Source organism: Dyadobacter sp. CY326 (assembly GCF_021390515.1).
Taxonomy (GTDB): Bacteria; Bacteroidota; Bacteroidia; order Cytophagales; family Spirosomataceae; genus Dyadobacter.
In genome coordinates, this window is record NZ_JAJUXI010000011.1 from 151,818 (window position 1) to 178,553 (window position 26,736).

Sequence of the window (26,736 nt, forward strand, 5' to 3'; positions counted from 1 at the left end):
AGCGGTCTTAGACCGCTTTTTTTATGATATCTTCCAATGCTTCAATCCAGATTTCACTGTCATTAAGGCTTTCCACAAGCTGCCAGTGAACGCCACCTTCCTTTTCGAAAAGCTCTTTATATTCCTCACCGACTTCAATGGTCGTTTCCAGACAATCGGCAACGAATGCAGGTGAAAACGCAAGCACGCTCTTCACGCCTTTTTTCGTCAGCTCGGGAATCACTTCATCCGTGTAAGGCTTAATCCAGGGATTTTTTCCTAATCTCGACTGAAAGCATGTTGTGTATGTGCCTTCCGCGAGACCCAGCCCTTTGACTAACAAACGTGTTGTTTCGAAACATTGAGCACGATAACAATGCTGATTTCGGGCATCCAACTGGTCGCAGCACGACCCGAATTGGCAAAAACTTCCGGTCACGTCTCCTTTTGTAATTTGTCTTTCCGGCAAACCATGGTAACTGAAAACTACATGATCAAACTGCCGCTCAGCCATGTATTTTTTACCAAGATTAACAAAACCTTCAACAAATTTTGGGTGATCGAGGAAGCGGTTGACAAACTTAATTTCGGGCAAAACTTCCCAATCCTGCACCACGCGCATCACTTCTTTATAAACAGAGCCTGTTGACGCAGAGGCGTATTGCGGGAAAAACGGAACAACGATGATCTCAGATAATGTTTGTTTTCTCAATGCCTTTAAGCCGTTTTCAATGCTTGGACTTTGGTAACGCATTGCCAGCTCGACAACGTAATCATCACCCAACACGCGTTGCAATTTTTCCTTAACAGAATATCCGTAAATCTTCAAAGGTGAACCATCCGGCCTCCACAATTGCTTATAAACCTTTGCCGATTTCGGAGCTCTGAACGGAGCGATGATCAGGTTAATGAGCATCCATCGATTCAGATAAGGAATGTCGATAACACGTTCATCCATAAGGAATTCGCGCAAATATTTACGCACATCCGGCACCGACGGGCTGTCAGGGGTTCCCAGATTGACGATGAGCACACCGGTTTTACGAACGGATTTTTCTGATAAAGTTTGTGGCCTAGCCAACGTTTCCGTATTCATTCTATTTGGTTCAAATATTTAGCAAAACCTCTCGCAAAGCCGCCTGCGCAGACCATTCACGATTGGCAGCCTGTTCGATAACAAGTGATCTTGGTCCGTCCAGCACTTCGTCAGCAACCTTCATATTTCTGCGTAATGGCAGGCAATGCATGAATTTTCCATTATCAGTCAGAGACATTTTCGCTTCCGTAATCATCCACGAAGGATCGCTCGTAAGCACTTGTCCGTAACTCTGATAGGAGGACCAGTTTTTTCCATAAACAAAATCCGCACCTTCCAATGCCTTATCCTGGTCATAAATAACCTGCCCTTTTCCGACAAATTCAGGTGCCAGATCGTAGCCTTCCGGGTGCGTAATAACGAGCTCAACATCCATGGGATTCATCCATTCGCAAAACGAATTAGCCACAGCCTGCGGCAATGCTTTAAAATGTGGCAGCCAGGTCAAAACGACCTTAGGGCGCTGTTTTACCTTGAATTCTTCAATGGTGATGCAGTCTGCCAGTGATTGCAGCGGATGCCGTGTTGCGGATTCCAGGTTAATGATCGGGACGTCCGCGTATTTTTTAAATTGTTGAAAAACAATTTCCGAATAGTCTTTATCTCGATCTTGGAGGTCTGCAAAGGAACGTATTCCAATGATATCGCAATAACTGCCGATAACAGCCGCGGCTTCCTTCACATGCTCGGCCTTGTCGCCGTTCATCACCACGCCTTCTTCCATTTCCAATCCCCAGCCATCTTGCCCCACATTCATTGTAATGACGTTAAGACCAAGATTTTGCGCGGCTTTCTGCGTGCTGATCCTGGTTCTCAGACTTGAGTTAAAAAAAAGCAATCCGATGGTTTTGTTCTTACCCAACTCAATGTCACTAAACGGATTCCGTTTTGCAGCTATCCCGCTGGTGATCAATTGATTAAGGTCCGTAACATCGTTAATGGAAAGAAAGTGTTTCATTCAGGTTTTATAAATCGGCGGCGTAAAGATCAATTATAATGAAGCGACGGATATTTCTTTTTTCAATGCTTCCAGGAAAAGGTCAGCTTCTGTTTTTCCCAAAGCCAATGACGGAAGCAAACGGATTGTGTTCGCTCCGGCTACTCCAGTGAACATTTTATATTCAAACAAAAGTTTATTACGAAGGTCTTTAACTGGAAAATCATATTCAATTCCAATCATTAGTCCTCTGCCTCTCAGTTCTTTGTAACCACCAATTTCCCGAATTCCGTTCAAAAGATAATCACCGATTTCAGCAGCATTATTGATCAGATTCTCGTTTTTCATAATGTCGAGCACAGCGACAGCCGCAGCACAAGCCAGGTGATTTCCTCCAAATGTCGTTCCCAACATGCCATAAGTGGCTTTAAATTTAGGAGAAATCAGGATTCCGCCGATTGGAAAACCATTGCCCATTCCTTTGGCCATCGAAATAATATCCGGATCGATGCCGCTAAATTGGTGCGAGAAGAATTTTCCCGTCCGTCCGTAACCGCATTGCACGCTGTCGAGGATCAGAATCGCGCCCGTTTCGTCACATTTGCGTCTTAATGTTTGCAAGAACTCACCGGATGCAACATTGATCCCGCCAACGCCCTGAATTCCTTCCACGATCACAGCACAAACTTCATCCGTAATGCCGTTTTCAGCAGCCTGAACATCGTTGAATGGCAAAAATGTAACATGCTCTTTGTAATTGACAGGCGCAACAATTGAAGCATTATCAGTTGCCGCAACCGCGCCGGCTGTGCGGCCGTGGAACGATTTGGTAAAGGAAATAACCTTTTTTCTTCCATTGTGGAAAGACGCGAGCTTCAATGCATTCTCATTCGCTTCCGCTCCCGAATTGCAGAGAAATAATTTATAGTCAGGATAACCCGAAAGTTCGCCCAGCTTCTCCGCAAGCTCTTCCTGCAACGAAATTTTAACCGAATTGGAATAAAAGCTAATTGCATTCAGCTGTTTTGTGAGTTTATCCACATAATAAGGGTGGCAATGGCCAACAGAAATAACCGCATGACCGCCATAAAGATCCAGATATTTGGTCCCATGCTGGTCCCACAAATAACTTCCCTCCGCCTTAACCGGCTCTATATCGTAAATGGGGTAAACATCAAATAAGTGTGACATGTTTGGAATTTGTTATCAGGCCATTTCAAGGTTTTCGACTCTTTGAAAATGTCCCTGGTTCAATGTTTTGATTGGTAATTGGAATGGTATGGCCGTTGCGGCAATAAAAATATCTCGGAATTCAATCAGCGAGTTACGCCTTCGCAGGTTATGATAAATTTCAGCAGCCTTCAAAGAGACCTCTTCACTAAACGGCAAGACGGGCAGTCCACTTAGCAAGATTTCTACGTCCGCCTTTTTCTGAATGTCGGTGGCTCCCATCATCAATTCATAAACTGTTACAGCTGAAACAAATAGCGAAGCATCATCAGGCAATAATGCCAATGTCGTTTTCGATTTATCTGGCTTCCGTAAATGTTTGATGAAAAGTCCTGTATCAATTACCATTGCGGGATTTTCCAATTATCCATGTTTTTTATGTGCTCTTCAAGCGTTGCAATATCCGTCTCATTCCACATCGACACACTCTTGATTTTTTCTTTCCAATTTCGGAGATCTCCATCGCTTCTTTTCGCTTTTTGTTGTAGCAGAAGTCCATCAGCGAATGCCAGCAATTGTTTTTGCTGAGATGCACTAAGTTGATTGTATGTTTGCAGCAAGTCGTTCATAGCAACGAAATTTATAGTTTTGAAAACCCCACTTTAAAACGCCGGTGCTTTCAACCTTAATCCAGCGTCTTCTGGTAAGTCAAAAAGGAGGTTCATATTCTGCACCGCTTGTCCTGACGCACCTTTTGTCAGATTGTCGATAATGCTTGTTATCAGCAGTTGTCCGTCATGAACTTCAAGGTTGATGAAGCATTTGTTGGTGTTGATAACCTGTTTCAAATCAATCGGCGCGTCGCTAATGTGCGTGAATGGGTGTGAGGCGTAAAAGTTTTTGTAAATGCCTTTTGCTTCTTCCAAAGTTCCTTTAAATGCTGTATAAACATTTGCCATAATGCCACGCGTGTAATCGCCGCGATAAGGCACAAAGTTGACGGCTTTGTCAAAACCGGCCTGCAACTTGCTCAGGCTCATTTTTATTTCCGTCAAATGCTGATGTGTGAATGCTTTATAAATCGATATGTTATTACTTCTCCAACTAAAATGCGTCGTCGCGCTTAACGATTGCCCCGCACCCGTGCTGCCAGTAACTGCGCTCACGTGAATGTCATCCTTAATCAATCCAGCCTGGGCCAGCGGCAAAATCGCGAGTTCAATGCTTGTGGCAAAGCAACCCGGATTGGCAATTTTAGTTGCTGTTTTAATCTTATCGCGTTGCAATTCCGGCAGGCCGTAAACAAAACCATTTGACTCATTTCGGAAGTCCGTGCTTAGGTCAATGATCTTAACATTATCCGGGACAGCATTTTCAGCAAGAAATTTCTGCGATTCACCATGCCCCGAACAAAGAAAAATAACATTCAGATTTTCCTGGTTCAAAAGCGTTTGAGCCTCCTCCCCGGAAAAAGTCAGATCCGTATCTCCCAACAAATCTGTATGCGTCGCATAAACCGGTTTCCCTGCCTGACTTTTACTATGCGCAAAAGCAATCACAGCATTAGGGTGATTAATCAATATTCTGATCAATTCCCCACCCGTATAACCCGCCGCACCGATTATCCCTATGTTAATTTGTATCATTCCAAAACCCAATTTTCAATTTTAAGATTTTCAACCCGTTCGAACTCTTTCATGTTGTTTGTCACGAGAATGAGTTCGTGGCTGAGCGCATGCGCAGCAATCAGCAGATCATTTGCTCCGATAATATTCCCTTTTGCTTCAAGATCAGCCCGAATCAATGCGTATGTTTCGGCTGCTTTTGTATCAAAATCAATAATGGTAAAAGGCGCTAAAAAATGCTCCAATGCCATTCTATTCTGTTCCTTGTGCTGGCTTTTTGCAACACCAAACCAAAGCTCTGCTAAGACAATTGACGAAATTCCCACTTCTTCCCATTGAACAGATAGCAACTTGTTAAAAACTTCGACCGGCCGTTTCTTGATAATGTATGCTACAATGTTAGTGTCCAGCAGATATTTCATTCGAACAAATTGTCAGTTGTATCAAGAGGAGGCTGATTACGTTGTATCATATAATCACCAGAGAAATTTGAAATGTTATGCCACCAGTTTTCCAAATCCTGATCTTTCGAATAAGGCCTTCTTTTTCGCTTTTCTAAAATGAACTCCATGTAGTCATACACTTCTTGAAGTAAATCAAGAGGCAGTTCCTGTGCCTTTCGCTGGATTTGACTTTGTAGTTCTATCTTAGTCATGATACGAATTTAAAATTGTCTTTATTTTAAGACTCAGCCGACTCGCTAACCTTCTGATAAATCATCACCTGGTTAGAAGCCACTTTTGAAAATCCTCTTACGTCGTCGCCGGTCCAGGCGTTGTTCATTTCGCCGTAGCTTCCGAATTTGGAAGACATCAGGTCAAACGGTGATTCGATTCCTTCCACGTGAAAGCGATAAGGAGCTAAATGGACGTGTACTTTTCCCGTAACATGTGTCTGTGTATCAGCTAAGAACGTTTCAATGTTCCGCATGACAGGCTCAACAAACTGACCTTTGTGAAGCAAGCTGCCATACCAATTTGAAAGTTGTTCTTTCCAGTAAAGCTGCTGCTCGCTCAGCACGTGTTTTTCCAATGTATGGTGCGCCTTAATGATGATCAGCGGAGCTGCGGCTTCAAAACCAACGCGGCCCTTAATCCCAATAATGGTGTCGCCAACATGGATATCACGGCCGATGCCGAAGGGCTGTGCAATTGCAGCCAGCTTTTGAATCGCATGGACCGGATTATCAAAAGTTTCGCCAGCAACGCTTTTCAATTCACCTTTGTCAAATTCCAGGGTTATTGTCTCAGGTTCTGTCTTGGAAATTTGAGTTGGCCAGGCAGATTCTGGAAGATATTGATTTGATGTCAATGTCTCTTTTCCACCAACCGATGTTCCCCAAAGCCCTTTATTAATGCTGTAAGCAGCTTTTGCCCATTCACGGCCCACGCCCTTCTTGGTCAAATATTCAATTTCCGCTTCGCGCGAAAGTTTCAGATCACGGATCGGTGTAATGATTTCTGCTTCCGGAATGATAATCCGGAAAGCCATATCAAAACGCACCTGATCATTTCCTGCTCCTGTGCTCCCGTGCGCAATGGCATTCGCGCCGATTTCCTTGGCATATTCCGCAACAGCAACCGCCTGAAAAACACGTTCTGCGCTTACTGAAAGGGGATATGTGTTGTTTTTTAAGATATTCCCAAAAATCAGATATTTAATGCAATCGTTGTAATAGTCGCTCGTTTTGGAAATCGTCGCATGTTTTTTCACGCCCAAAGCATAAGCATTGGCTTCGATTGTTTTCAGCTCTTCATCAGAAAAACCGCCTGTGTCCACCAAAACGGAATGGACTTCGTAACCTTTGTCTTCGGCTAAATATTTTACACAAAAAGAGGTGTCTAATCCTCCGCTAAACGCTAATACTACTTTGGGTTGTGACATTATATTAAATCTGAATCTGACAAATTGCTTAAATTGGAGTACAAAGTAACAAAAAAATACCTCGCTTCGGGCCAAAAATGGCTGCCGGGCGAGGTATTTTAAGATATATGAATCTGTAAATAAGGCTGTACTTTAATGTACCAGCACCGTCCCGGCGTTTTTCTTTCTCGCGCGTTCTTCCCTTCGCAATAAAATGCGCTGTTTAATGCGCATCCAACGCTCGTAAAGGCTAGACTCTTTCAGAAAATCCCAGGAATGTTTTTCGGGCTCAACGCCTACAACAGCAATTTCTTCTTTTTTCTTTTCTTCCGGATTATACATCATGCCCGTGCATAGGCAATGTTTTCTGCCTGTCCGCGTCAAAACATCGTAATTTACGCAGCTCGCACAACCTTTCCAGAATGCATCGTCAGCAGGCAACTCGCTGAAAGTTACAGGCTCGTAACCCAAATCCGAATTGATTTTCATTACAGGCAAACTGGTGGTTATGCCTATGATTTTTGCATCAGGATATTTTTTGCGTGATAACTCAAAAGCCTTTTGTTTAATTGCTTTTGCCATTCCGCTGTTACGAAAATCAGGATGAACGATCAGCCCTGAGTTCGCCACAAATTTGCCGTGTTCCCACGTTTCAATGTAACAAAAACCTACCCATTCGCCGCTGTCAGTGGTTGCGATAATCGCTTTCCCTTCCACCATTTTTTCCATTATATATACAGGAGAACGTTTGGCTATGCCAGTACCACGCTTTTTGGCGCTCTCTTCCATCTCTGCGCAAATTGTATCGGCAAAGTGAAGATGATTTTCATTGGCAGTCTGAACTATAAACTTACTGCCCACTACTTCGGTATTTTTCATTGATGACTATGCTGACAAAAATGTTCGAAACAATAATTAATTATACCCAGATAAAACGATGGGACGTTTTGAAACTTGTAAGAAGATTGGGGTATAAGAGTTTTACCACGTAGGTAAAAAGAAATTATGCGGTCCGGGGGGACCTGAATCGGAAAGGCGTAGTATGAAGAACAGTATGTATTCCGTTGTCGTTCATTGACTTGCTAATGCGTCTAATAGGGTGCAAATTTTGAAAAAAAAATTGTCACTCCAAAGAAACAGAAGATATATTTTTATGGTTCGGTTTGTAAGATGTTTTTATTGATTCGAAAGATCGAGATTTGTAATATTCCGGACTTCTCCAATTAGCGCTATTGTTAAATTATGGCTTTTATGTCAGTAATCAGCACAGATGATATTCTTAACGGATATATAAATGGGATATTTCCCATGGCAGAGGCAGATGGTTCAATTTACTGGTATTCACCTAATCCAAGGGCGATCATTCCCATTGAAACATACAAACCGTCCAAATCGCTGCGGCCTGTTCTGAACAAAAAATACTTTGAGATAAAGGTCAATGCGGACTTTGAAGGCGTAATGCGTGGCTGCTCAGGGCCTCGGACGACGGAGCAGGGAACCTGGATTTCGGAGGAAATAATCGCCTCTTATACAGCATTGCACGAGCTTGGTTATGCGCATAGCGTCGAAGCTTATCGTTCCGATAAGCTGGTGGGCGGATTATATGGCGTGTCTATCAATGGCGTTTTCTTTGGCGAATCGATGTTTTCAAGGGAAAGCAATGCATCCAAGGTCGCGTTTCATTATTTGATCCAACTATTGCGTCTGAATCGGTTTGCATTGCTGGACACACAGTTTATCAATGACAATGTGCTGCGTTATGGCGCTATTGAAATTCCGCGGGAAGATTATCTAGATCGCTTGAAAGGCGCATTAAAATTGAAAAGGCGGTTTAATGCAAGTGTCCTCGAAGACATTCTTTAAGCATTGGTTTTGTGCCAACCGGTTTATCAGACGCAATAATTTTCTACTTTTAGCCTCAAATCAGAACCCGCGAACGGGCAATCTGGTCGCCGTTCTTTTCAAGCCAATTCAAAGTGTCGAAACCTATTCTTGTAATTAAATTTGGAACTGCATCCATAACCTTGCCATCGGGTGAGCCTGACATCAGGATCATTTCCGAAATAGCGCGGCAGGTTTCGGTCATTCACGATCAATATCGGATTATCATTGTTTCATCTGGCGCGGTGGGTGCTGGAAAGGCATATATTCAGGATTATAAGGGCACGATGACGCAGCGCAAGGCCGCAGCCTCGGTTGGGAATCCGCTGCTGGTTGGACTTTATGCCGCTCATTTTGCTCCTAATAAAATATACATTGCCCAAAGTCTTTGTGAAAGGCAGCATTTTGCAAATCGTAACAAGTTTTTGCAACTGAAAGAGACGTTTGAAGAACTTTGGGAAAACAACATCATTCCCATTGTAAATGAAAATGACGTTGTTAGTGACCGTGAGCTGAAATTTTCGGATAATGATGAGCTCGCGACATTGCTGGCTGTTGGATTTGGCGCTGAAACTTTGATGTTCTGTACATCCGTCGGTGGACTGCTCGACGAAAGCGGCAACATTCTTCGGAACGTATCCAATGTCAATGAGGTTTTTAAATTCGTAAGAACGGACAAATCATTTCTCGGTCTCGGTGGAATGGCTTCTAAGCTGACTTTCGCCAAACTGGCCGCACGCATGGCAATACGCGTAGTGATTTTTGGAATGAATGGTCAGGATGAGTTGCTCGAAGCGCTTGAAGGAAAGGCAGGAACCGTGATTAATGCAGGAAAAAGCACACTTTCAGCAAGAAACAGATGGCTTGGAAGCGGCGGGCTGGTTTCAGGAAGCTTGCAAATTGACGAAGGCGCTTCCAAAGCTTTATTGAAACGAAAAAGCTTGCTGGCCGTGGGCGTCGTCGAAGTAACCGGGGAATTCGAATCGGGTGAAATTATTGAAATATATGATTCCTCCGAACAAATGATCGCGGTTGCTAGGGCGCGGGAAACGTCGTCAGCCATTCGTGAAAACCTGAAAACAGTGAATTTTGAAGTGGCGCATGCCAACGATATCGTATTATTATAATGGAATCCATTTTACCTCTTTTAGAAAAAACACAAAAGGCCTCCGCGTCTGTCCGCAACTTGTCCGACAAGCAGCGCGCCGATCTTTTGCTCGATTTAGCCAATAAAGTGCTGGAAAACTCGGCAAACATTATTGCAGAAAATCAGAAAGATCTTGATGCAATGGACGATGCCGATCCAAAAAAGGACCGGTTACTGTTAAATGAAAAAAGAATAAAAGACCTGGCGCAAAGTCTACGCGATGTGGCTGCATTGCCCGATCCGAGCGGTGAAGTGTTGTTGGAGCGCACGATTGAGCAAGGATTATCGCTGACCAAAATCGCGGTTCCGTTGGGCGTTGTGGGTGTTATTTATGAATCAAGGCCCAATGTTACATTGGATGTGGCTTCGCTATGCCTGCGCTCGGGAAATGCGTGTGTGTTGAAAGGAGGGAAGGAAGCAAATTTTTCAAATCTGTTTTTGGTGAGATTAATCCATGAAAGCCTGCGCAAATTCAACATTGATCCTGCTGCTGTAATGCTCTTGCCCACAGACCGTAAGTTTGTTTCGGAACTGCTTACTGCGACGAGATTTGTGGACATCATCATTCCGAGAGGTTCGGAAGGTTTGATCAAGTTTGTTCGTGAAAATTCTTTGGTTCCAACCATTGAAACGGGAGCGGGCGTTTGTCACACTTACATCGAAAAGACAGGCGACTTGGAAAAGGCTGCTCAAATAGTGGTTAATGCCAAGGTTTCGCGGCCATCGGTCTGCAATTCATTGGATACGGTTTTGGTGGACAAGGAAGTGGCGAGTGCGCTTTTACCGAAATTAAAAGAAGATTTCATCAAATGGAATGTAGAGGTTTTCGCTGATGATGACTCATATGCGATCTTAGAAAATGCCGGTTATCCGTTTTTACAGCATGCTCAGGAAGAAGATTTTGGTCGAGAATTTTTAGATTATAAGTGTTCTGTGAAAGTCGTAAATGGGTTGGACGAAGCTTTGGAGCATATCAGAGCACATTCGTCAAGACATTCGGAAGCGATTATTTCAAAAGATGAAGCGCAAATTGAGCGTTTCCTGCGAGAAGTGGACGCTGCTGCCGTTTATGCCAATGCGTCAACGCGTTTTACGGATGGTGCTGTCTTTGCTTTGGGTGCAGAAATTGGCATATCAACGCAAAAACTACATGCGCGCGGACCTTTTGCATTGGAAAAACTTGTGACTGAAAAGTGGATTGTGAAAGGTGACGGACAAGTAAGATGGTAAACACAAGCGAAAATATTCAAGTGCTTACAAGCGGAGCGATTGAATTGCTGAAAAGTCTGATTGAAACGCCGTCGTTCAGTAAGGAAGAGGCTAATACAGCGAAGTTGATCGCTAACTATTTTGATGAACGAAATATTCCTTTTCAGCAAAAAAAGAATAATCTGTGGGCATATAACCGTCATTTCGATAAAAGTAAACCGACTTTACTTTTAAACTCACACCACGATACGGTCAAGCCAAACAAATCCTGGACGTTGGATCCTTTTAAGGCCATTGTTGATGGAAATAAATTATTTGGACTAGGCAGCAATGATGCCGGCGGATGTTTGGTGTCATTAATTGCAACATTCTGCCATTTTTTTGACAGACAGGATCTTGCTTATAACATTGTCATTGCCACAACCGCGGAGGAAGAAATTTCAGGAAAAGAAGGTCTTGAAATCGTTGTTCCCGAATTGCCCGAAATCGCATTTGCCATTGTCGGTGAACCAACTGAAATGCAACTCGCAGTCGCAGAAAAAGGCTTGCTTGTCCTGGACTGCACAGCGAAGGGAATTTCCGGTCATGCAGCCAGGGAAGAAGGTGATAATGCAATCTACAAAGCATTAAAGGACATTGCCTGGATTCGGGAATACAAGTTTCCCAAGGTTTCACCCACATTGGGTCCGATTAAAATGTCGGTCACAATGATCAGTGCGGGCACGCAGCATAATGTGGTTCCGGATGCCTGTCATTTTACAATTGACGTTCGGGTGACGGATCAATATTCTTTGGAAGAGGTCATTGAGGTGATTCAGACCAATATTAACTCCGAGGTTTCCGCTCGTTCGATCAGGTTAAGGCCTTCGAGCATTCCAATGGATCATCCAATCGTTTTAGAAGGGTTGAAATTGGGCCGCACTGCATATGGCTCGCCGACGACTTCGGATCAGGCTTTGCTGGATTGTCCCTCGCTGAAAATGGGCCCCGGGCATTCTGCGCGCTCGCATAGTGCTGATGAATTCATTTATTTATACGAAATTGAGGCAGGAATTAAACAATATATCAAGATGCTGGAAACTGTGGTCACCAAGTCTTGATCTGTCTTCCTAGTCTCAGCCAAATGTAAATCGAGCTTGCCCATGCGGTTTTATACAGTTGAAGATGTGCAGGCCTTTCGATCGGTGGAGTTTTTGTTTATCAAAACTTCCTTGTCAGCGCACACTTTTACAATCACCCTGAATCGGCCTGAAAAGCGCAATGCTTTTACCCCGACCATGGCCGAAGAAATCACTTTTGCACTGGCATATGCACATTTTAATCATGAAATTAGATGTGTGGTGATCAATGCAGAAGGGCCTGTTTTTTGTGCTGGTGCAGATTTGAATGCGTTTCATGACGCCTCTGCTGACCGAAGAAATCCAGCATTGCCGGTTATCCGCGAAGAAGTCAGACTGGGGGATGCATTTGCTGATCTTTTGAAACCCAGCATTGCCCAGGTTGAGGGGCCAGTTTTGGCAGGAGGCTTTCTGATCATTTGCGGCTGCACATTTGTATTCAGTGTCAGTGAGGCCACATTCAGTCTCCCCGAAGTGAAACGCGGCATTTGGCCGATGCAGGTTATGGCCTCACTAAGTTCAATGATCCCTCCCAGAAAAATATTGGAAATGTGTATAACCGGGGATACTTACAATGCCGGCGAGGCGCTCGAACTTGGACTTGTGACCCACGTTTCTAAAAAAGAAGACATTGCAAATGATGTAAATCAATTCGCTAAGAAAATTTCCGCGAACGCCCCGCTTGCCATACAATCTGGAATGAGCGCATTGCATCAATTGAATGCGATTTCGGAGAATGAAAGGCACGCTTTCCTGAAACAGCAATTGGATCTGTTATTGGAATCGGAGGACGCAAAAGAAGGAATGCAGGCTTTCAAAGAAAAAAGAAGCCCTAACTGGAAAGCCAAGTAAGCAGTTTAATCCAGCAAACAATCAATTAATTTCCGGGAACGATCTCGATTTCTTCTCCGTAACGGTTGTGGAATTTAAAATCTACAACGCCTAGTGAAGTGTCTTTAATGAGTTTTACCCAAGTTTTATAATGGAAAAGCCATTTGACCTGCTCGGAAATTAATCCTTTGGTAAAATAAGAATGCAGGAATGGATGAAGTGAAATGGTGATTCCACGTTCATTTTGCTTGGTAAGAATGTAATCGAGATTATTAGCAATCACATCTGAAACCAGAATACTCGCCTGAATGGTCCCCGTTCCGCCGCAAGTAGGGCATGTTTCGCGGGTCACAATGTTCATTTCAGGTCTTACACGCTGACGGGTGATTTGCAGTAGACCAAATTTCGAAAGGGGCAGGATCGTGTATTTTGAACGGTCGCCTTTCATTTCATCGCGCATTGTATCGAAGAGAACGCGTTTGTTGTCCGCTTTCTTCATGTCGATAAAATCGACGACGATGATTCCGCCCATATCGCGTAGGCGTAATTGACGGGCAATTTCCTTCGCTGCTTCGAGGTTAACGCTTAGTGCAGTGGCTTCCTGATCTTCTTCGGAATTGGACTTATTACCGCTATTTACATCAATAACGTGCAACGCCTCAGTGTGTTCAATGATCAGATAACCGCCATTTGGCAAACTAACAGATCGACCGAACAATGATTTGATCTGTTTTTCTAAACCAAATTGTTCAAACAGCTTATTTTTCCCATTATGCAGTTTAAGGATGTTCTCCCTGTCCGGCGCAATGTTGTGAATGTAAGCCTTAATGTCGTCGTAAACTTCCTTGGAATCAACCGTAATGCTGTCAAATGATTCATTCAGCATATCCCGGATGATCGAAGAAGCGCGGTTCATTTCACCAATAACGCGGTCACGTGGTTTGGCGTCACGCAGCATCTTGATGCCATTTTCCCACTTATCAAGGCAATCCTGCAAATCTTTATTAAGCTCATCCACATCTTTACCCGTGGCAACGGTGCGAATAATTACACCAAAATTGGCAGGCTTAATGGACGACATCAGACGTTGCAGACGATTTCTCTCCTGCTTGTCCGTAATCTTTTTAGAAAGGTTTACAGAATTGGAAAACGGAACCAGAACAATGTAACGTCCGGCAATAGAAATGTCGCAGGACAATCGCGGGCCTTTTGTAGAAATAGGCTCCTTAACGATCTGAACAAGGATTGGCTGGTTTTTCGAAAGAACCTTATCAATTTTACCAAGCTTTTCAATTTCAGGCTCCATTTTGAAGTTGTTCAACTTCCCGGAAGTCTGACGCTTGGATATAACGTCTTTCGTTAATTTGTTGAGAGAATTGATATTTGGCCCCAAATCAAGATAATGCAGGAACGCATCCTTTTCAAAACCGACATCAACAAACGCAGCATTAAGCCCCGCTACCAGCTTTCTGACCGTCCCGAGGTAAATGTCGCCTACGGTAAAGCTTTGATCCGGTGTTTCGACGTGGTATTCTAAAAGACGTTTATCCTGCAAAAGGGCTATACGTTCTCCCTTTTGAGTAGAATTGATTAATAATTCGTTACTCAATGTTCAACCAACTAAATGGCTATATAATGTTGATACTTAACCTCCGCTTTCAGATTGAAAGGGGCAATACATACGAGGGGAAGAAGGCATGACCGGACTTTTTTACAAAATCCGGTCATGGTATATTATTTCTTCTTATGTCTGTTCTTTCTAAGTCTTTTCTTTCTCTTGTGAGTGGAAATCTTATGTCTCTTTCTTTTTTTTCCGCAAGGCATGTTTATGTCGTTTTGTAATAAAAAATTGATTTTCTTAATTTCCGCTTAGTTGGTCAGACGGTCTTCCAATTCACCTATAGCTTGTTGGATAACCGGGTCTTTTTCTTCCTTTTTAACTTCGGCGAGTACCTTGCGGGCCTCTTCCTTGTTTCCCAGCTCCACCAGCGTCAATCCCAAATAGAACTTAGCTTTTGTGTTAGCCGGATTATTGGTCAAAATTTGTCTGAACCTGTCGGCAGCTTTTGAATATTGGTTAGACCTCATGGATAAAATCCCCAGGTTGAACAATGCCAACTCATTGGTAGGATCGGTGTCAATCACTTCGCGCAACATCAAAATTCCCTGCATCGGGTTTTCTGTGTTAACGTAAGTCATTGCCATATTAGCCTTGACAGCCAACAATCCAGGATTCTGGTCAAGTGCTTTTTGGTAATATTCGCGGGTTTTAACTCCAAGGTTCTTCGCTTTCGCCTCATCTATTGCAAAACCATAAGCTTCGTAATAACGATCCCCAGTTCTGACAAGATTTTCAATGCTTGGAGATAAAAGTGCCACTTTTTCAGCGTAAAACGCTGAGCTGTCGAATTTTTGAAGTTTCGCGAACTCGTCGGATAATTTCAAACCTGCGACTGCTTTTTCTTTTTCGCTGGCATTATTGAAACCATTTCTGAGCTGATCTACAATTTTTTGCTGATCAGGTGAGAGCGTGGCTGCGTCATGCTGCGATTTTGGAGAAGCTTCCGGAGCAGCAGTCGTTGTAGCAGCTGCTTCGGATTGGCTTCGTTCCTTGCCTACTTCCTTGCCTTTTGTGTTTACAACAACTTTTGGTAGGCTAAAAAGCGTTCCAACAAGCGCAACTGCAAGCACACAAGAAAGAAGAATAGACTTTTTCATAATAATCGTATAACCCAGACCTTTTCAGGTAAATTACTTTTCAGCGACAGCTTTCAATTTGTCACTTTCTTTAACCTGCTCTACAAATACTTTTGCAGGTTTGAAGCTTGGTACAAAGTGCTCGTCAATGATCATCGAAGTTCCCTTCGAGATATTACGGGCAACTTTACGCGCACGTTTTTTATTGATGAAACTACCAAAACCTCTTACATAAAGATTCTCACCCTCAGAAAGAGAGTCCTTTACCACGGTGAAAAACGATTCTAGCGTTTGCTGAACATCGCCCTTGTCTACACCTGTTTTCTCAGAAATCTGTGCGATTACGTCTGCCTTAGTCACTTTGATTGTTTACTTTAAGTGGATATTATTTCATTTATTTACTTACTCCTCTAAATTTTGGGAACACAAAGGTACGCTAATTTTACCAAGATTTAAAAGTAAAGCGTTTTCATTTTTTTTCTAATTGGTTAAATAACAGCGTACATAAGGACAAATTATATGATATCCGAGCATTTACGGGCAATTGATTTTAATAAAAAACTTAAATCCTGGTATCTTAAAAACCACAGACCTCTACTTTGGAGACAAACGACGGACCCGTATAAAATATGGTTATCCGAAATCATTTTGCAACAAACACGTGTGGCGCAGGGAACGCCTTATTATCAGAAGTTTCTGGATAATTATCCAACCGTTTTTGACCTTGCCAATGCGGACGAACGCGATGTGCTGCGGCTTTGGCAGGGATTGGGTTATTATTCCCGCGCCAGGAACATGCACTTCACTGCCCGACAGATCGTAAATGACTTCGGTGGAAAATTTCCTGAAACCGCTGCAGCATTATCAAAGTTGAAAGGCCTTGGTCATTACACGGCCGCTGCCATTGCCTCCTTTGCTTTCGGCGAAGCTGTTGCAGCCATTGACGGGAATGTGTATCGTGTGATGGCGCGGATCTTCGGAATTAAGTCGGATATGCTTAGTAATGAGGGGAAAAAGGAATTTGCGGCTATTGCGAAAGAACTGGTTTCGCACGAAGATCCTGCCACTTATAACCAGGCAATGATCGAGTTTGGTGCGATTCAATGTGTGCCTGTTTCGCCCAATTGTGCCATTTGTCCTTTCAATGACATTTGCTACGCCTTCGCATTTAATGTGCAAAATGCGCTTCCGGTTAAATCTAAGAAAATGGCTGTAAAAAAGCGGTTTCTCAATTATTTCGTTATTCAGCAGGGTCAGGATCTGGCAATGCAGGAGCGCAAAACAAAGGACATTTGGAAAGGCCTTTATGATTTTTATCTTATCGAATCTGCTGGCCCGGTTGAGTCGCCGGACGAATTGCCGGAAAACCAAACTTTGCAAACCTTCTTGATGAAAGGCAACCTTCGTGAAGTGCCGAAATCCTACATTCATTTATTGACACATCAAAAGCTGCACGTGCAATTTTGGTGGATAAAAATCCGGGATGAGGAATCCGTTGATTTGCCCATCGGTTTGAAATTCTTCTCAAAAAACGAAATCGAAACGCTTCCGAAACCCATTCTGATTGACACTTTATTAAAAGAAGAAAAATATTTGTGACCAATTGAAAACGTCGCCGTCTAAATCACTTTTATATGCATGATGTGCAAGGAATTGTATTTTAAGTAATATATTTTTGTACTTAACATGTAAACTGATGAGCTATGACGGGTTTTAATTTAACTACAAATCAGATCAAGGCATTTGAAGAAGATGGTTATCTGGTCGCAAAAGGGCTTTTTTCGCAGGAAGAAACAGATAAATTGTATCACACTGCATTGGAAAATTCAGTTATGCAAAAGAATGCGATGGACCTGAACGACCAGTCCGGAAAAAAAACGAAACTTTCACTCTGGTTCACGCCTGGTGACGATGTTTTTGGTTATTTGATCCGGAGCGAAAGAATGGTCAATTCGGTTTGGCAATTATTGGGCGTGGAAAGCGCTGTCTGCCATTTTCACACCAAGCTTATGCAGAAAGAACCGAAAGTGGGCGGTGCATGGGAATGGCATCAGGATTATGGATATTGGTATAAAAATCAGTTCATTTATCCTGACCAGTTAATGAGCGTGATGATTGCCCTAACGCCCGCAAATAAAGAAAACGGCTGTTTGCAAGTCATTAAGGGTTCGCATAAAATGGGCCGGGTCAATCACGGCTTTGCAGGGGAGCAAGTGGGTGCTGATATGGAAATGGTAAATCATGCTTTGAAAACAATGGAACTGGTTTATTGCGAAATTGAGCCAGGCGATGCATTGTTTTTCCATAGTAACCTCTTGCACAGGTCGGAAGCCAATTTGTCGGATCATCCGAGATGGTCGCTGATTTCATGTTATAATTCGCAGTCCAACATCGCTTACGCCGAAACTTCCACTTCCTGGCGCGTGCCGGTTTCCATTGTTCCGGATCGCGCTTTGCTGGAATGGGAAGCTTCTTCTTTTGGAAATGCCGATTTTCTGAAAAAGGAAAATGATCCGGCGCTCAAAACAACCGGGTGGGAAAGTGAAGTGAAAACAAGTTAATAATGCCTTTTTACGACTATCCTATAACGCTAACTGAAATATCATTTTATGCAAAAAATTGCCATGTTGGGTTCCGGTTTTATCGGACGTTTTTACGCTGAGTCGATTCATGGTCAGCGAGGCCGGGATAAGGTTGTTGCAATTTATGCGCGGCGTGAAGAAAGTGCCCAAAAGTTCGCGAATGATTACGGATGCGATTTTTGGTCTTCAAATATGGAAGAAGTCATTGCGCATCCCGATGTGAATATGGTTTGCATTGCATTGCCTAACAACATTCATGAAGAAGCTGTTATGCTGTGTGCAAAGCATAAAAAAGCAGTGGTTTCCACAAAACCGCTTGGTCGAAACGGCGCAGAAGCATTGCGCATGATGAAGGCAGCGGAGGAAGCAGGGATTTTTGCAGGTTATCTGGAAGACCTGTGCTACACGCCCAAGTTTTTAAAATCAATAGAAAGCGTCAAAAATGGCTCGCTAGGAAGAATTATCTGGGCAAAATCGCGCGAAGCGCATCCCGGGCCGCATAGCGAATGGTTCTGGGACATTGAGCAGGCCGGAGGCGGCTGCATTCTCGATCTGGGATGCCATTGCATTGAAATTTCACGCAACTTTATTGGCAAAGACATTAAGCCCGTTGAAGTAATGTGCTGGGCGGACACGCAAGTAAAACCCATTGATGCTGAGGATCATGCCATTGCATTGGTAAAATACGAAAACGGCGCAATCGGGCAATTTGAAGTTAGCTGGACCTTCCGCGGCGGCATGGATCTGCGCGACGAAGTTATGGGCACTGAGGGAACAATCTGGATCAATAATTTCCTGAGAACGGGTTTTGAAATGTTTACAACCGGACAGAATGCGGAAGGAAAAGGAGAGGATTATGTGGCAGAAAAAGCCGAAAGCAACACCGGTTGGCTGTTTCCCGTGGGCGATGAAGTGAATGATCTGGGTTACAATCACATGTTTACGGACATGTTCAATGCCGTGGAAAATGGCATTGAGCCTGCCGAAACATTTTATGACGGTTATATTGTGAACGCGGTCATCGACGCAGCTTATAAGTCAGCGAAAACGAAACTTTGGGAAAAAGTCGAGCTTCCTGTTTGGCGAGGCAAAGAAGGCGTGACCAAGCCATCCAATTACACGTCTTACAATGAAGAGTATTATTTGATCAAACAGGAAATGACGCACGATGGCCGCAATAAGCTGATTTTAAAACACAAAATAACGGGCAAAATCAGCGAACAGGACATTTAAATAAGCTTTTACATCTGTATCTTTAAATTAAGTTTTCAATCATCACAAATAGAAATCATGGCAGGAAGTGTTAACAAAGTAATATTGATCGGTAACCTGGGAAGCGATCCGGAAGTCAGATATCTGGAAAGCGGCTCGGCGGTGGCCAAGTTTAACATTGCAACAACAGAGTCTTACACCAACAAAAGCGGCGAACGCGTCGATAACACGGAATGGCACCGCATTGAACTTTGGGAAGGTTTGGCGAAAGTGGCCGAAAAATATCTGAAAAAAGGCAATCAGGTTTACATTGAAGGCCGCATTCGCACGGATAGCTGGACGGATAAAGAAGGTCAGCAAAAAACGGGTGTAACTATTCGGGCAAACAGCATGACATTATTGGGCGGTCCTTCCGGATCTGGTTCCGGCGGTGATGGCGGCGGCAATGGAGGCGGTTACGCGCAGCAAGCTCCTGCAAGAAATCAGGCTCCACGATCCAATGATCCCATTCCGCCGTCGCTCGCAGCAGGAAGCGACGATGACGATCTGCCATTCTGATGACTTCTTATTAATTCCGTAGCATTTCTGTTCAGCGCTATTTATTTCAGGGTTAAGCCCGTTTTGGAATAATATTTGTGAGCAGAATTGCTACATTTATTTAGACGAAAGTTTATTACAGACTTTTCCAGACCATTTGTGAAAGAAACAGCTGACAGCGACGATCCCCTTGTCCGAACGCGTACGGGGATTTCCATCCCCCAAAGATGTACGCAAACCATATTTGCAGGAGTCATCATACCCACTGATTTCCTGGCTCCTTACGACCTGATCCTCGTAATTTTTCTTTTTCTGATTTCCCTGTTCCTGTCCGGTGTCCGTGCCGCATATGCCGCTTCCGGTGCTATGGAAAATCCCTGGGAACGCAAAAGTGACACCGAAAGCACCCTTCCTAACCGCATTCAGCAGCTTGCCCTCTCGCTCATCCAGCGTGGGATAACCATGCTAGCATTGTTGCTAGCGGCAAGAATCGCGTGGATTCACATTCAGGACGATCCCAACAACATTTACAGATGGATTGCAATTCTTTGTCTCGCATTATGGATCTGGCTGGATGCAATGGTGCGTTACAATAGTGCCCGTCGCGCGCTAGAATTCATACCAAGAATTTCGGGTGTTACCAATTTTCTGATCAAAATATGCCAGCCGCTTGCGCAGCCCATTATGAAGCTGGGTTATTCTTTTGGCGTGCTTACGCCCGAGGGAGCCGAGATTACAACGGAGCAATTAGAAGCAAAGGCTGAAAGTGAAGAAGAAACGGACCTTTTACGTGGCTTGGCTAATTTCAGGGAAACCAGTTCAAAAAAGGCAATGCAGGCTCGCTTGCACATTACGGCTTTCGACATTGAACTGGATTTTCATGAATTAATGGACAAAATCAATAAATCGGGTTACTCACGGGTGCCCGTTTATCGCGACGATCTGGACCATATTGAAGGAATTTTGAATGTCAAAGATTTGCTTCCGCACATTCATTTGGACGAGCACTTTAATTGGCAAAAACTGCTGAGGCCCGTTTACTTCATTCCTGAAAGCAAGCATTTGGACGATCTCATGAAGGATTTTCAAAACCGCCGCGTGCATATGGCCATTGTTGTGGACGAATATGGCGGAACAAGCGGACTGATTACTTTGGAAGACATTATCGAAGAGATTTTCGGGGACATCAATGACGAATACGACGAGGACGATGAAGTGAATTACACCCAGGTCGATGATAACACTTACGTTTTTGAAGGGAAAGTGTTAATCAACGACTTGTGCCGCATTCTAAACCTGGAAACGGATTATTTCGAAGAGGTTAGGGGTAACAGCGAGTCGCTTGCAGGTTTGTTACTCGAATTGTTTTCCAGATTGCCGCGTCCGGGAGAAATTTCGACGCATAGGGAAGTTACTTTTAAGGTGCAATCAGCTGATAAGAAGCGGATTAAGAAAGTTCGTGTGCTTGTTGGTTAATTTATTTGCCTTGTGGGATCACTTTGGAAAAATATCTGATCTCATATAATTTCTGATTCCTTCCCGAAAAATACGGCTGCTGCGATTTTTTCAGAACCATTGATTTGGCATTCAAATCAATGATTTCATATCCATTTACAGCTTTTCCGGTTGAATCCGTATAAACCAGCGAGTCAGCCGACATCAGCTTGTAACGCGATTTTCGATATTCACCTTTTCGCCTTTGATAGAGCGTCCCATCGGCCCGATAATCGAAATAGGACCAATGCGCGTCTTTCGTGTTATTAGTAAAGCTGAATCCATTCACGTAATTGGAAATGGAATCGGTTCGCCATAAACCTACAATGTCTTTTTCACGAGACGAGCATCCCGTGAAAAAGACAAGCAGGCATATCAATAAAAATCGGTTGGTCAAAACTTAATAATTGCTATTTTGAATTAAAACACCGTTGCTCAAATCCACTTCGCGCTGAGGCAATGGGAAGTAATAATGCTTCGGCTTTATAAAGTTACGGCTAGGCTTATGCGGACCGCGGTTGATCTTGTAATGAGCCACAATGTCGATGAGTCCAGCTTTGTCCCAACGCATCAAATCCTGATGTCTTTCGTTTTCGCCTGCCAACTCCACACGTCTTTCATGCATAATGTTCTTCATGGTTGCATTGGTAATCGCAGCCAATCCGGCACGCTTTCTAACCGCATTCAGTTCTGCATCGCCATTCGCTCCCGAGCGGATTTTGGCTTCGGCCGCAAGCAGATAAACGTCCGCTGTTCTTAAAAACGGTGCATTCAAACTTTGGCTCATATCGCCGTTCTCGGCGAACTGCGTGTATTTTTTAAATGCGTAACCTGTCACGCGCGTCATGCTTCCGGCGAATGTTTCCGTTCCCAGCTCATTGCGGTCCACCTTATCGCCCGGACTGAAAATGGACGAAGCCTTGCGCGTGTCGCCTTTTTCAAATTCCTGAACAAGGTCCGCGATCGGTTCGTGAAAACCCCAGCCGCCAAATGCCTGCGGCGTGTGATAAAAAGTAGGGGAGTTGTCCGTTGTCCAACCGGTTTCGTATTGAAGTGAAAACAATATTTCAGGATTGTTTTCTGTCGCTAATTCAAAGTTTTGGCTAAATCCGGTTGCCAATTTGTAAGCAGCATTGGAAGTGACTTTTGTGCTCGCTTCAATTGCCTTCGCCCATTGCTCTTCATACACATACAGTTTTGTTAAAAAACCGTAAGCCGAACCCTGTGTAACGCGTCCCGCTTCGCCGTCTGAATAAGAAACCGGAAGTAATGATGCTGCCTTTTGAAAATCGGACTCAGCCTGTGCACGAACCTCGGCCAATGTTGATTTTGGTTTATTAAAATTGAGTTTCAATGCATCGTCTTCCAGCAAAATAGGCACTTCGCCATAAATCAGTGAAAGTCTCCAATACACAAATCCCCTCAAAAAATAGGCTTCACCCATGCTGCGGTTGCGCAACGTTTCGTCCATAGTAACCTTTGGCGCATTGATCAGCACCGCATTGGCTCTTGAAATAACCTCGTATTTGGTTTTCCAGGTTGCCAGAATGTGCGAATTGGAAGCGTCGAAAGTGAACATTTCCAAAGCCGTTTCGTCTGAGTGGTCGCCCGCGCGGTTCATATCATCTGAACAGTTATCGAATGTGTATTCCGTGTGCGCAAAGCCGTCTTCTTCCAAAAGCGGCGAATAAACTGCATTCACAGCCGCCACCACATCGTCGCCATTGCGCCAATATTGTTGCGAAGTAACCTGCCCGTAAGGCGTCGTTTCGAGCAAATTATCACAGCTTGTGAGCATTGCCAGAAATATATAACCGGATAATATTGTTATTTTTTTCATAGAATAAATTTTTTCAATGTTGGTCTGAACGGTGGGTTTAGAAAGAAATAGTGGCGCCGATTGTCCACGTGCGCGCGAGCGGATATTGCGCGTAATCCACATTCAGCTGTCCATTTACGTATCCCAATTCAGGGTTAAGACCCGAATATTTTGTAAATGTGATCAGGTTTTGTCCCGTCACGTAAATGCGCGCTTGTGACATTTTCAGCTTGCTAGCAGCCGTTTTGGGAATGGTGTATCCCAATGTCAGATTTTTCAAACGCAGAAAGTCGCCCTTTTCAACAAACAAATCCGACGGCCTGTAATTCCGGTTGGCATTGTTAATGCTTACCCGCGGAATGGTGTTGCTCGATCCTTCTTTGCTCCAACTATTCAGCGCATCAGCATACAGATTGAACGGATAACTCGCATCCAGACCTTGCATGCGGTCTGCATTGTAAATCGAAACGCCGCCTACGCCAACAAAAAACAATGTGAAATCAAGTCCTTTGTAATTCGCGCCGGCAGAAAAACCGTAGTTAATCTTCGGTTGCGGGCTGCCAATGATCGTCCTGTCTTGATCGTCCACAATGCCGTCGCTATTCAAATCAACAAAACGAACGTCGCCGGGTTTAATTTGACCATCCGTGCGGCGCGGATCGTTTGCAATATTTGCATCGCGGTCAATCTCGCTCGCATTTTGATAAATTCCGTCCGTTTTATATCCGTAAAAAGTGCCATAAGGCTGACCTTCATACGTTCTTACAATTTCCTGCTGGCCTCTTCCGTAAAGCTGCGTTGCCAAAAATCCGCCCGGCGTCGCCAGTTTTGTGATTCTGTTTTTGATAAAAGTCGCATTGCCGCTTACATTGAAAGTCACTTGTCCAACCGTGTGGCGATAAGAAGCTTCCAGTTCAAGACCTTGGTTTCTAAGCTGTCCGACATTCTGATCAGGAATTGTAGCGCTTCCGATTGTGCCAACCGAAGGAGGCGCGAGAAGCATCTTTTTAGTATCCTTAACAAAATAATTGGCAGAGAAATAAAGGCTGTTTTTGAACAAACCTGCTTCCAATCCAAAGTTGCTCATTTCAGCCGTTTCCCATCCAATATTCAAATTCGCCAGTCTGCTTTGCGCAGCTCCTGAAACCTGATTTTGAACCCCGCCATTCCCGAATGCATAGCGGTAAGTGGAATTGATCAATGCCAGATATTGCAGCGAAACCACATTCTGGTTACCCAATTGTCCCCAGCCGCCGGTTAGCTTAAAGTTGCTGAAAATGGGCAATGCATTCTTGAAAAATGTTTCTTCCGAAAGTCTCCAACCCAATGAGAAAGCAGGGAAAACGCCCCATTGATTGCCAGGAGCAAACTTGGAAGAGCCATCACTGCGGACAGTCGCTGTGAACAAATAACGGTCATTAAGCGAATAATTAACCCGTCCAAACCATGATCCCAGCGCGTCGTAACTGCGACCGCCATTTCCGCCATTATTCAAAGGAACCGAAACAATGGTTCCCGCATATTGCATATAACGCAGCGAAGGATCTTCGCTCGAAAAATCGCGGCCCCATTGATTGGAATAAATGCTGTTAAAAGTCTGCGAAGTGTAACCGCCCACCACATTCAGCGAATGTTTGCCAAAAACTTTGTCATAGGAAAGGAAATATTCTTGCAGGAAAGACCAAGCCTTCTCACGTCCCTGGCTCAGCTGGTTGTAAGAATTTGTTCTGAACTGATCATTGATTTTGATATCAAATGTGTGGCTGTCAGAAAATGTTGCGTCCATGCCGAGGTTAGCGCGGAGTTTTAATCCATCTAAAACTTCCAGCTCACCCGTCAAGTTTCCAAGAAAGCGGTTTCTAACACTCTCCTTATCCTGCGTGTCGACGGTGAAAATCGGATTATTAATGTCACCAAAAGCGCCTAGGCCTTGTGTAGAACCGTAAGAACCGTCCGCATTTTTAACGGGCAAGCCCGGGTGAAAACGAATGGCACTAAACAGCAAACCCGTTTGCGAAGACTGTGTGTCCGGACCTGTGTTAGAGGTGTTTGTAAACTGGAAATTCTGACCGATTTTAATTCTCGATCCTACTTTATGATCCGAATTGATCCGGAATGTGTAGCGCGTGTAATTGGATTTACCGATAATCCCGTCCTCATTATAATAACCACCCGAAATCGCGAATGTTGAATATTTGCCGCCGCCGCGCAGGGAAGCGTCATAATTGCGGGTCACGCCTTGTTTGAAAAGTTCTTCCTGCCAGTTGGTAAGCTGCGTCTGATATTTTTTATCTGTCCAGATTTCGGGAATGTCCAGGCTGTCATTGCGATAAGCATTTTGTTTCATTTCAGCCAATTGAGGCGCTGTAAGCACATCCAGCGACTTAATTCGGTTTGTAACGCCGACGTAAGCATTCACTGTAACTGACAATGGAGCATCAAACTTGCCACGCTTCGTGGTGATCAGAACAACGCCGTTTGCTGCCCTTGTTCCGTAAATGGCAGAAGCAGAAGCATCTTTTAAAATTTCAATGGATTCAATGTCGTTCGGGTTAACATCGTTCATCGTGCCGGCCGGAATTCCATCGATCACAACGAGCGGCGAAGAATTGTTGACCGTTCCATAACCGCGGATTTGGATAGAACCAGCATCGCCGGGCGCACCACCATTACGGACAATGTTCACACCCGCAGCGCGTCCCTGCAAAGCTTGCTGGGCTCCGCCAGATGGCAAATTTTGAAAGTCAGCGCCCTTAACGGACGACACAGCGCCCGTAACATCCTTCTTTTCCTGCGTTCCGTAACCAACAACAACGACCTCTTTCAATGCACTCACATCGGGCGCAAGCGTAACATTGATAACCTCTTTATCTACAACCACTTCCTGACTCACGTAACCAATAAATGAGAATTTTAATGTTGCATTCTGGTCAGGCACAGCAATGCGGTAATCGCCATTTTCGTTGGTCGATGTGCCCTGCTGACTGCCTAAAAGCAGAATGTTGACACCCGGAAGGCCCGCACCCTTTTCATCGAGAACTTTACCCGTGATGTTGCGCTCCGTTTTGATCCCCGGGCTTTGCAGTGTTTGTGCGTTCGCGGTCGGAGCGGGGAGCTTTTTTCTGAGCAGGATTCGCGAGTTGCCAACGACTTCATAGGACACATTGAGCGGTGTCAGCAATTGGTCCAAAACCTTATCCAATGATCCCTTAACCTCTTTCAAACTAGTATTCTGCGCGGTTTGAATGCTCGATGTGCTGTATACGAACTTTACGTCCGCCTGCTTTTGGATCATTTGCAGCACCTTTTTGACTTCCAGGGATTCCACTTTTAGTGAAATCTCCTTATTGAGCAATTCCTGCCCACGGGTGGTGTGCGCGAACGAAATGCCGCAGCATAGGATGGCAATAATCAGTTGTTTAGCCGTAGTACTCATGACCTTGTAAACAACCCTTTTGAGGGGTATTTTTTTATGCATAATTTTAAAGGTTTTTGTGAACGCAAACACAGAGACAAACAAATAAACTGTTGGTAACAAC

General features: G+C 44.1%; 26 protein-coding genes. 10 read left to right on the forward strand and 16 right to left on the reverse strand.

Annotated features, from left to right (window positions below; translation table 11 throughout):
• Positions 1-7 precede the first annotated feature (7 nt).
• The 10 genes from hemH to LZG73_RS21470 form a co-directional block, all read right to left on the reverse strand.
• A complete protein-coding gene (gene hemH / locus LZG73_RS21425; RefSeq protein WP_233854406.1) occupies positions 8-1,075 on the reverse strand; it encodes a ferrochelatase in 1,068 nt (355 codons plus the stop codon).
• A 10-nt stretch (positions 1,076-1,085) separates the two neighbouring features.
• Positions 1,086-2,033, reverse strand: a complete 948-nt coding sequence (locus tag LZG73_RS21430; RefSeq protein ID WP_233854408.1) for an N-acetylornithine carbamoyltransferase — start codon at positions 2,031-2,033, stop codon at positions 1,086-1,088.
• Positions 2,034-2,066: 33 nt separating this feature from the next.
• A complete protein-coding gene (locus LZG73_RS21435; protein WP_233854410.1) occupies positions 2,067-3,203 on the reverse strand; it encodes an aspartate aminotransferase family protein in 1,137 nt (378 codons plus the stop codon).
• Between the two features lie 15 nt (positions 3,204-3,218).
• Entirely contained in the window at positions 3,219-3,605 is a 387-nt protein-coding gene (locus LZG73_RS21440) for a type II toxin-antitoxin system VapC family toxin (RefSeq protein WP_233854412.1), read from the reverse strand.
• The gene (locus LZG73_RS21445; protein ID WP_233854414.1) at positions 3,584-3,811 is read right to left on the reverse strand and encodes a hypothetical protein; all 228 of its coding nucleotides are present in this window, start codon (positions 3,809-3,811) and stop codon (positions 3,584-3,586) included. Before LZG73_RS21445 ends, LZG73_RS21440 begins: the two co-directional genes overlap by 22 nt.
• Positions 3,812-3,844: 33 nt before the next feature.
• Positions 3,845-4,828 carry an N-acetyl-gamma-glutamyl-phosphate reductase gene (gene argC / locus LZG73_RS21450; protein WP_233854416.1) on the reverse strand — a complete coding sequence of 328 codons (984 nt, stop codon included), beginning with the start codon at positions 4,826-4,828 and terminating at the stop codon, positions 3,845-3,847.
• Positions 4,825-5,229, reverse strand: a complete 405-nt coding sequence (locus LZG73_RS21455; RefSeq protein WP_233854418.1) for a type II toxin-antitoxin system VapC family toxin — start codon at positions 5,227-5,229, stop codon at positions 4,825-4,827. The genes argC and LZG73_RS21455 overlap by 4 nt, the downstream gene beginning before the upstream one ends.
• Positions 5,226-5,462 carry a DUF2281 domain-containing protein gene (locus LZG73_RS21460; RefSeq protein WP_233854420.1) on the reverse strand — a complete coding sequence of 79 codons (237 nt, stop codon included), beginning with the start codon at positions 5,460-5,462 and terminating at the stop codon, positions 5,226-5,228. The genes LZG73_RS21455 and LZG73_RS21460 overlap by 4 nt, the downstream gene beginning before the upstream one ends.
• A gap of 26 nt (positions 5,463-5,488) precedes the next feature.
• A complete protein-coding gene (argG, locus tag LZG73_RS21465; protein WP_233854422.1) occupies positions 5,489-6,691 on the reverse strand; it encodes an argininosuccinate synthase in 1,203 nt (400 codons plus the stop codon).
• 132 nt (positions 6,692-6,823) lie between these two features.
• The gene (locus tag LZG73_RS21470; protein ID WP_233854423.1) at positions 6,824-7,549 is read right to left on the reverse strand and encodes a GNAT family N-acetyltransferase; all 726 of its coding nucleotides are present in this window, start codon (positions 7,547-7,549) and stop codon (positions 6,824-6,826) included.
• A gap of 372 nt (positions 7,550-7,921) precedes the next feature.
• Here LZG73_RS21470 and aat point away from each other — a divergent pair, with 372 nt between their 5' ends.
• The 5 genes from aat to LZG73_RS21495 all read left to right on the forward strand — a co-directional run bounded on the left by aat (position 7,922) and on the right by LZG73_RS21495 (position 12,877).
• Entirely contained in the window at positions 7,922-8,533 is a 612-nt protein-coding gene (gene aat, locus LZG73_RS21475; RefSeq protein WP_233854425.1) for a leucyl/phenylalanyl-tRNA--protein transferase, read from the forward strand.
• Positions 8,534-8,646: 113 nt separating this feature from the next.
• Complete coding sequence (gene proB / locus LZG73_RS21480; protein WP_233854426.1) at positions 8,647-9,678, forward strand: glutamate 5-kinase; 1,032 nt, start codon at positions 8,647-8,649, stop codon at positions 9,676-9,678.
• Entirely contained in the window at positions 9,678-10,928 is a 1,251-nt protein-coding gene (locus LZG73_RS21485; protein WP_233854427.1) for a glutamate-5-semialdehyde dehydrogenase, read from the forward strand. The genes proB and LZG73_RS21485 overlap by 1 nt, the downstream gene beginning before the upstream one ends.
• Positions 10,922-12,007: a M20 family metallo-hydrolase gene (locus tag LZG73_RS21490; protein WP_233854428.1), complete on the forward strand. Its 1,086-nt coding sequence runs from the start codon at positions 10,922-10,924 to the stop codon at positions 12,005-12,007. Before LZG73_RS21485 ends, LZG73_RS21490 begins: the two co-directional genes overlap by 7 nt.
• Positions 12,008-12,049: 42 nt before the next feature.
• Entirely contained in the window at positions 12,050-12,877 is an 828-nt protein-coding gene (locus tag LZG73_RS21495) for an enoyl-CoA hydratase-related protein (RefSeq protein WP_233854429.1), read from the forward strand.
• Positions 12,878-12,902: 25 nt separating this feature from the next.
• On the opposite strand, the gene LZG73_RS21500 is transcribed toward LZG73_RS21495, so the two are convergent.
• The 3 genes from LZG73_RS21500 to LZG73_RS21510 form a co-directional block, all read right to left on the reverse strand.
• On the reverse strand, positions 12,903-14,465 hold the full coding sequence (locus tag LZG73_RS21500) for an Rne/Rng family ribonuclease (RefSeq protein WP_233854430.1): 1,563 nt from the start codon (positions 14,463-14,465) through the stop codon (positions 12,903-12,905).
• 260 nt (positions 14,466-14,725) lie between these two features.
• Positions 14,726-15,574, reverse strand: a complete 849-nt coding sequence (locus LZG73_RS21505) for a tetratricopeptide repeat protein (RefSeq protein WP_233854431.1) — start codon at positions 15,572-15,574, stop codon at positions 14,726-14,728.
• 33 nt (positions 15,575-15,607) lie between these two features.
• On the reverse strand, positions 15,608-15,913 hold the full coding sequence (locus LZG73_RS21510; RefSeq protein WP_026631310.1) for an HU family DNA-binding protein: 306 nt from the start codon (positions 15,911-15,913) through the stop codon (positions 15,608-15,610).
• Positions 15,914-16,072: 159 nt separating this feature from the next.
• Here LZG73_RS21510 and mutY point away from each other — a divergent pair, with 159 nt between their 5' ends.
• The 5 genes from mutY to LZG73_RS25600 all read left to right on the forward strand — a co-directional run bounded on the left by mutY (position 16,073) and on the right by LZG73_RS25600 (position 21,360).
• Entirely contained in the window at positions 16,073-17,152 is a 1,080-nt protein-coding gene (mutY, locus tag LZG73_RS21515) for an A/G-specific adenine glycosylase (protein WP_233854432.1), read from the forward strand.
• A 104-nt stretch (positions 17,153-17,256) separates the two neighbouring features.
• Positions 17,257-18,114 carry a phytanoyl-CoA dioxygenase family protein gene (locus LZG73_RS21520; RefSeq protein WP_233854433.1) on the forward strand — a complete coding sequence of 286 codons (858 nt, stop codon included), beginning with the start codon at positions 17,257-17,259 and terminating at the stop codon, positions 18,112-18,114.
• 48 nt (positions 18,115-18,162) lie between these two features.
• Positions 18,163-19,368 carry a Gfo/Idh/MocA family protein gene (locus LZG73_RS21525; RefSeq protein WP_233854434.1) on the forward strand — a complete coding sequence of 402 codons (1,206 nt, stop codon included), beginning with the start codon at positions 18,163-18,165 and terminating at the stop codon, positions 19,366-19,368.
• Positions 19,369-19,425: 57 nt separating this feature from the next.
• Complete coding sequence (locus LZG73_RS21530; RefSeq protein WP_233854435.1) at positions 19,426-19,905, forward strand: single-stranded DNA-binding protein; 480 nt, start codon at positions 19,426-19,428, stop codon at positions 19,903-19,905.
• Between the two features lie 138 nt (positions 19,906-20,043).
• Positions 20,044-21,360, forward strand: a complete 1,317-nt coding sequence (locus LZG73_RS25600; protein WP_233854436.1) for a transporter associated domain-containing protein — start codon at positions 20,044-20,046, stop codon at positions 21,358-21,360.
• Position 21,361: 1 nt separating this feature from the next.
• Here LZG73_RS25600 and LZG73_RS21540 read toward each other — a convergent pair whose 3' ends face one another.
• From LZG73_RS21540 to LZG73_RS21550, 3 genes are read right to left on the reverse strand one after another with little or no spacing between them, the layout of a single operon-like run.
• Positions 21,362-21,775 (reverse strand): hypothetical protein, encoded by a 414-nt coding sequence (locus tag LZG73_RS21540; protein ID WP_233854437.1) that lies wholly within the window; start codon positions 21,773-21,775, stop codon positions 21,362-21,364.
• Positions 21,776-21,778: 3 nt separating this feature from the next.
• The gene (locus LZG73_RS21545) at positions 21,779-23,218 is read right to left on the reverse strand and encodes a RagB/SusD family nutrient uptake outer membrane protein (RefSeq protein ID WP_233854438.1); all 1,440 of its coding nucleotides are present in this window, start codon (positions 23,216-23,218) and stop codon (positions 21,779-21,781) included.
• Between the two features lie 37 nt (positions 23,219-23,255).
• Positions 23,256-26,675, reverse strand: a complete 3,420-nt coding sequence (locus LZG73_RS21550; RefSeq protein WP_233854439.1) for a TonB-dependent receptor — start codon at positions 26,673-26,675, stop codon at positions 23,256-23,258.
• Positions 26,676-26,736: the final 61 nt, after the last annotated feature.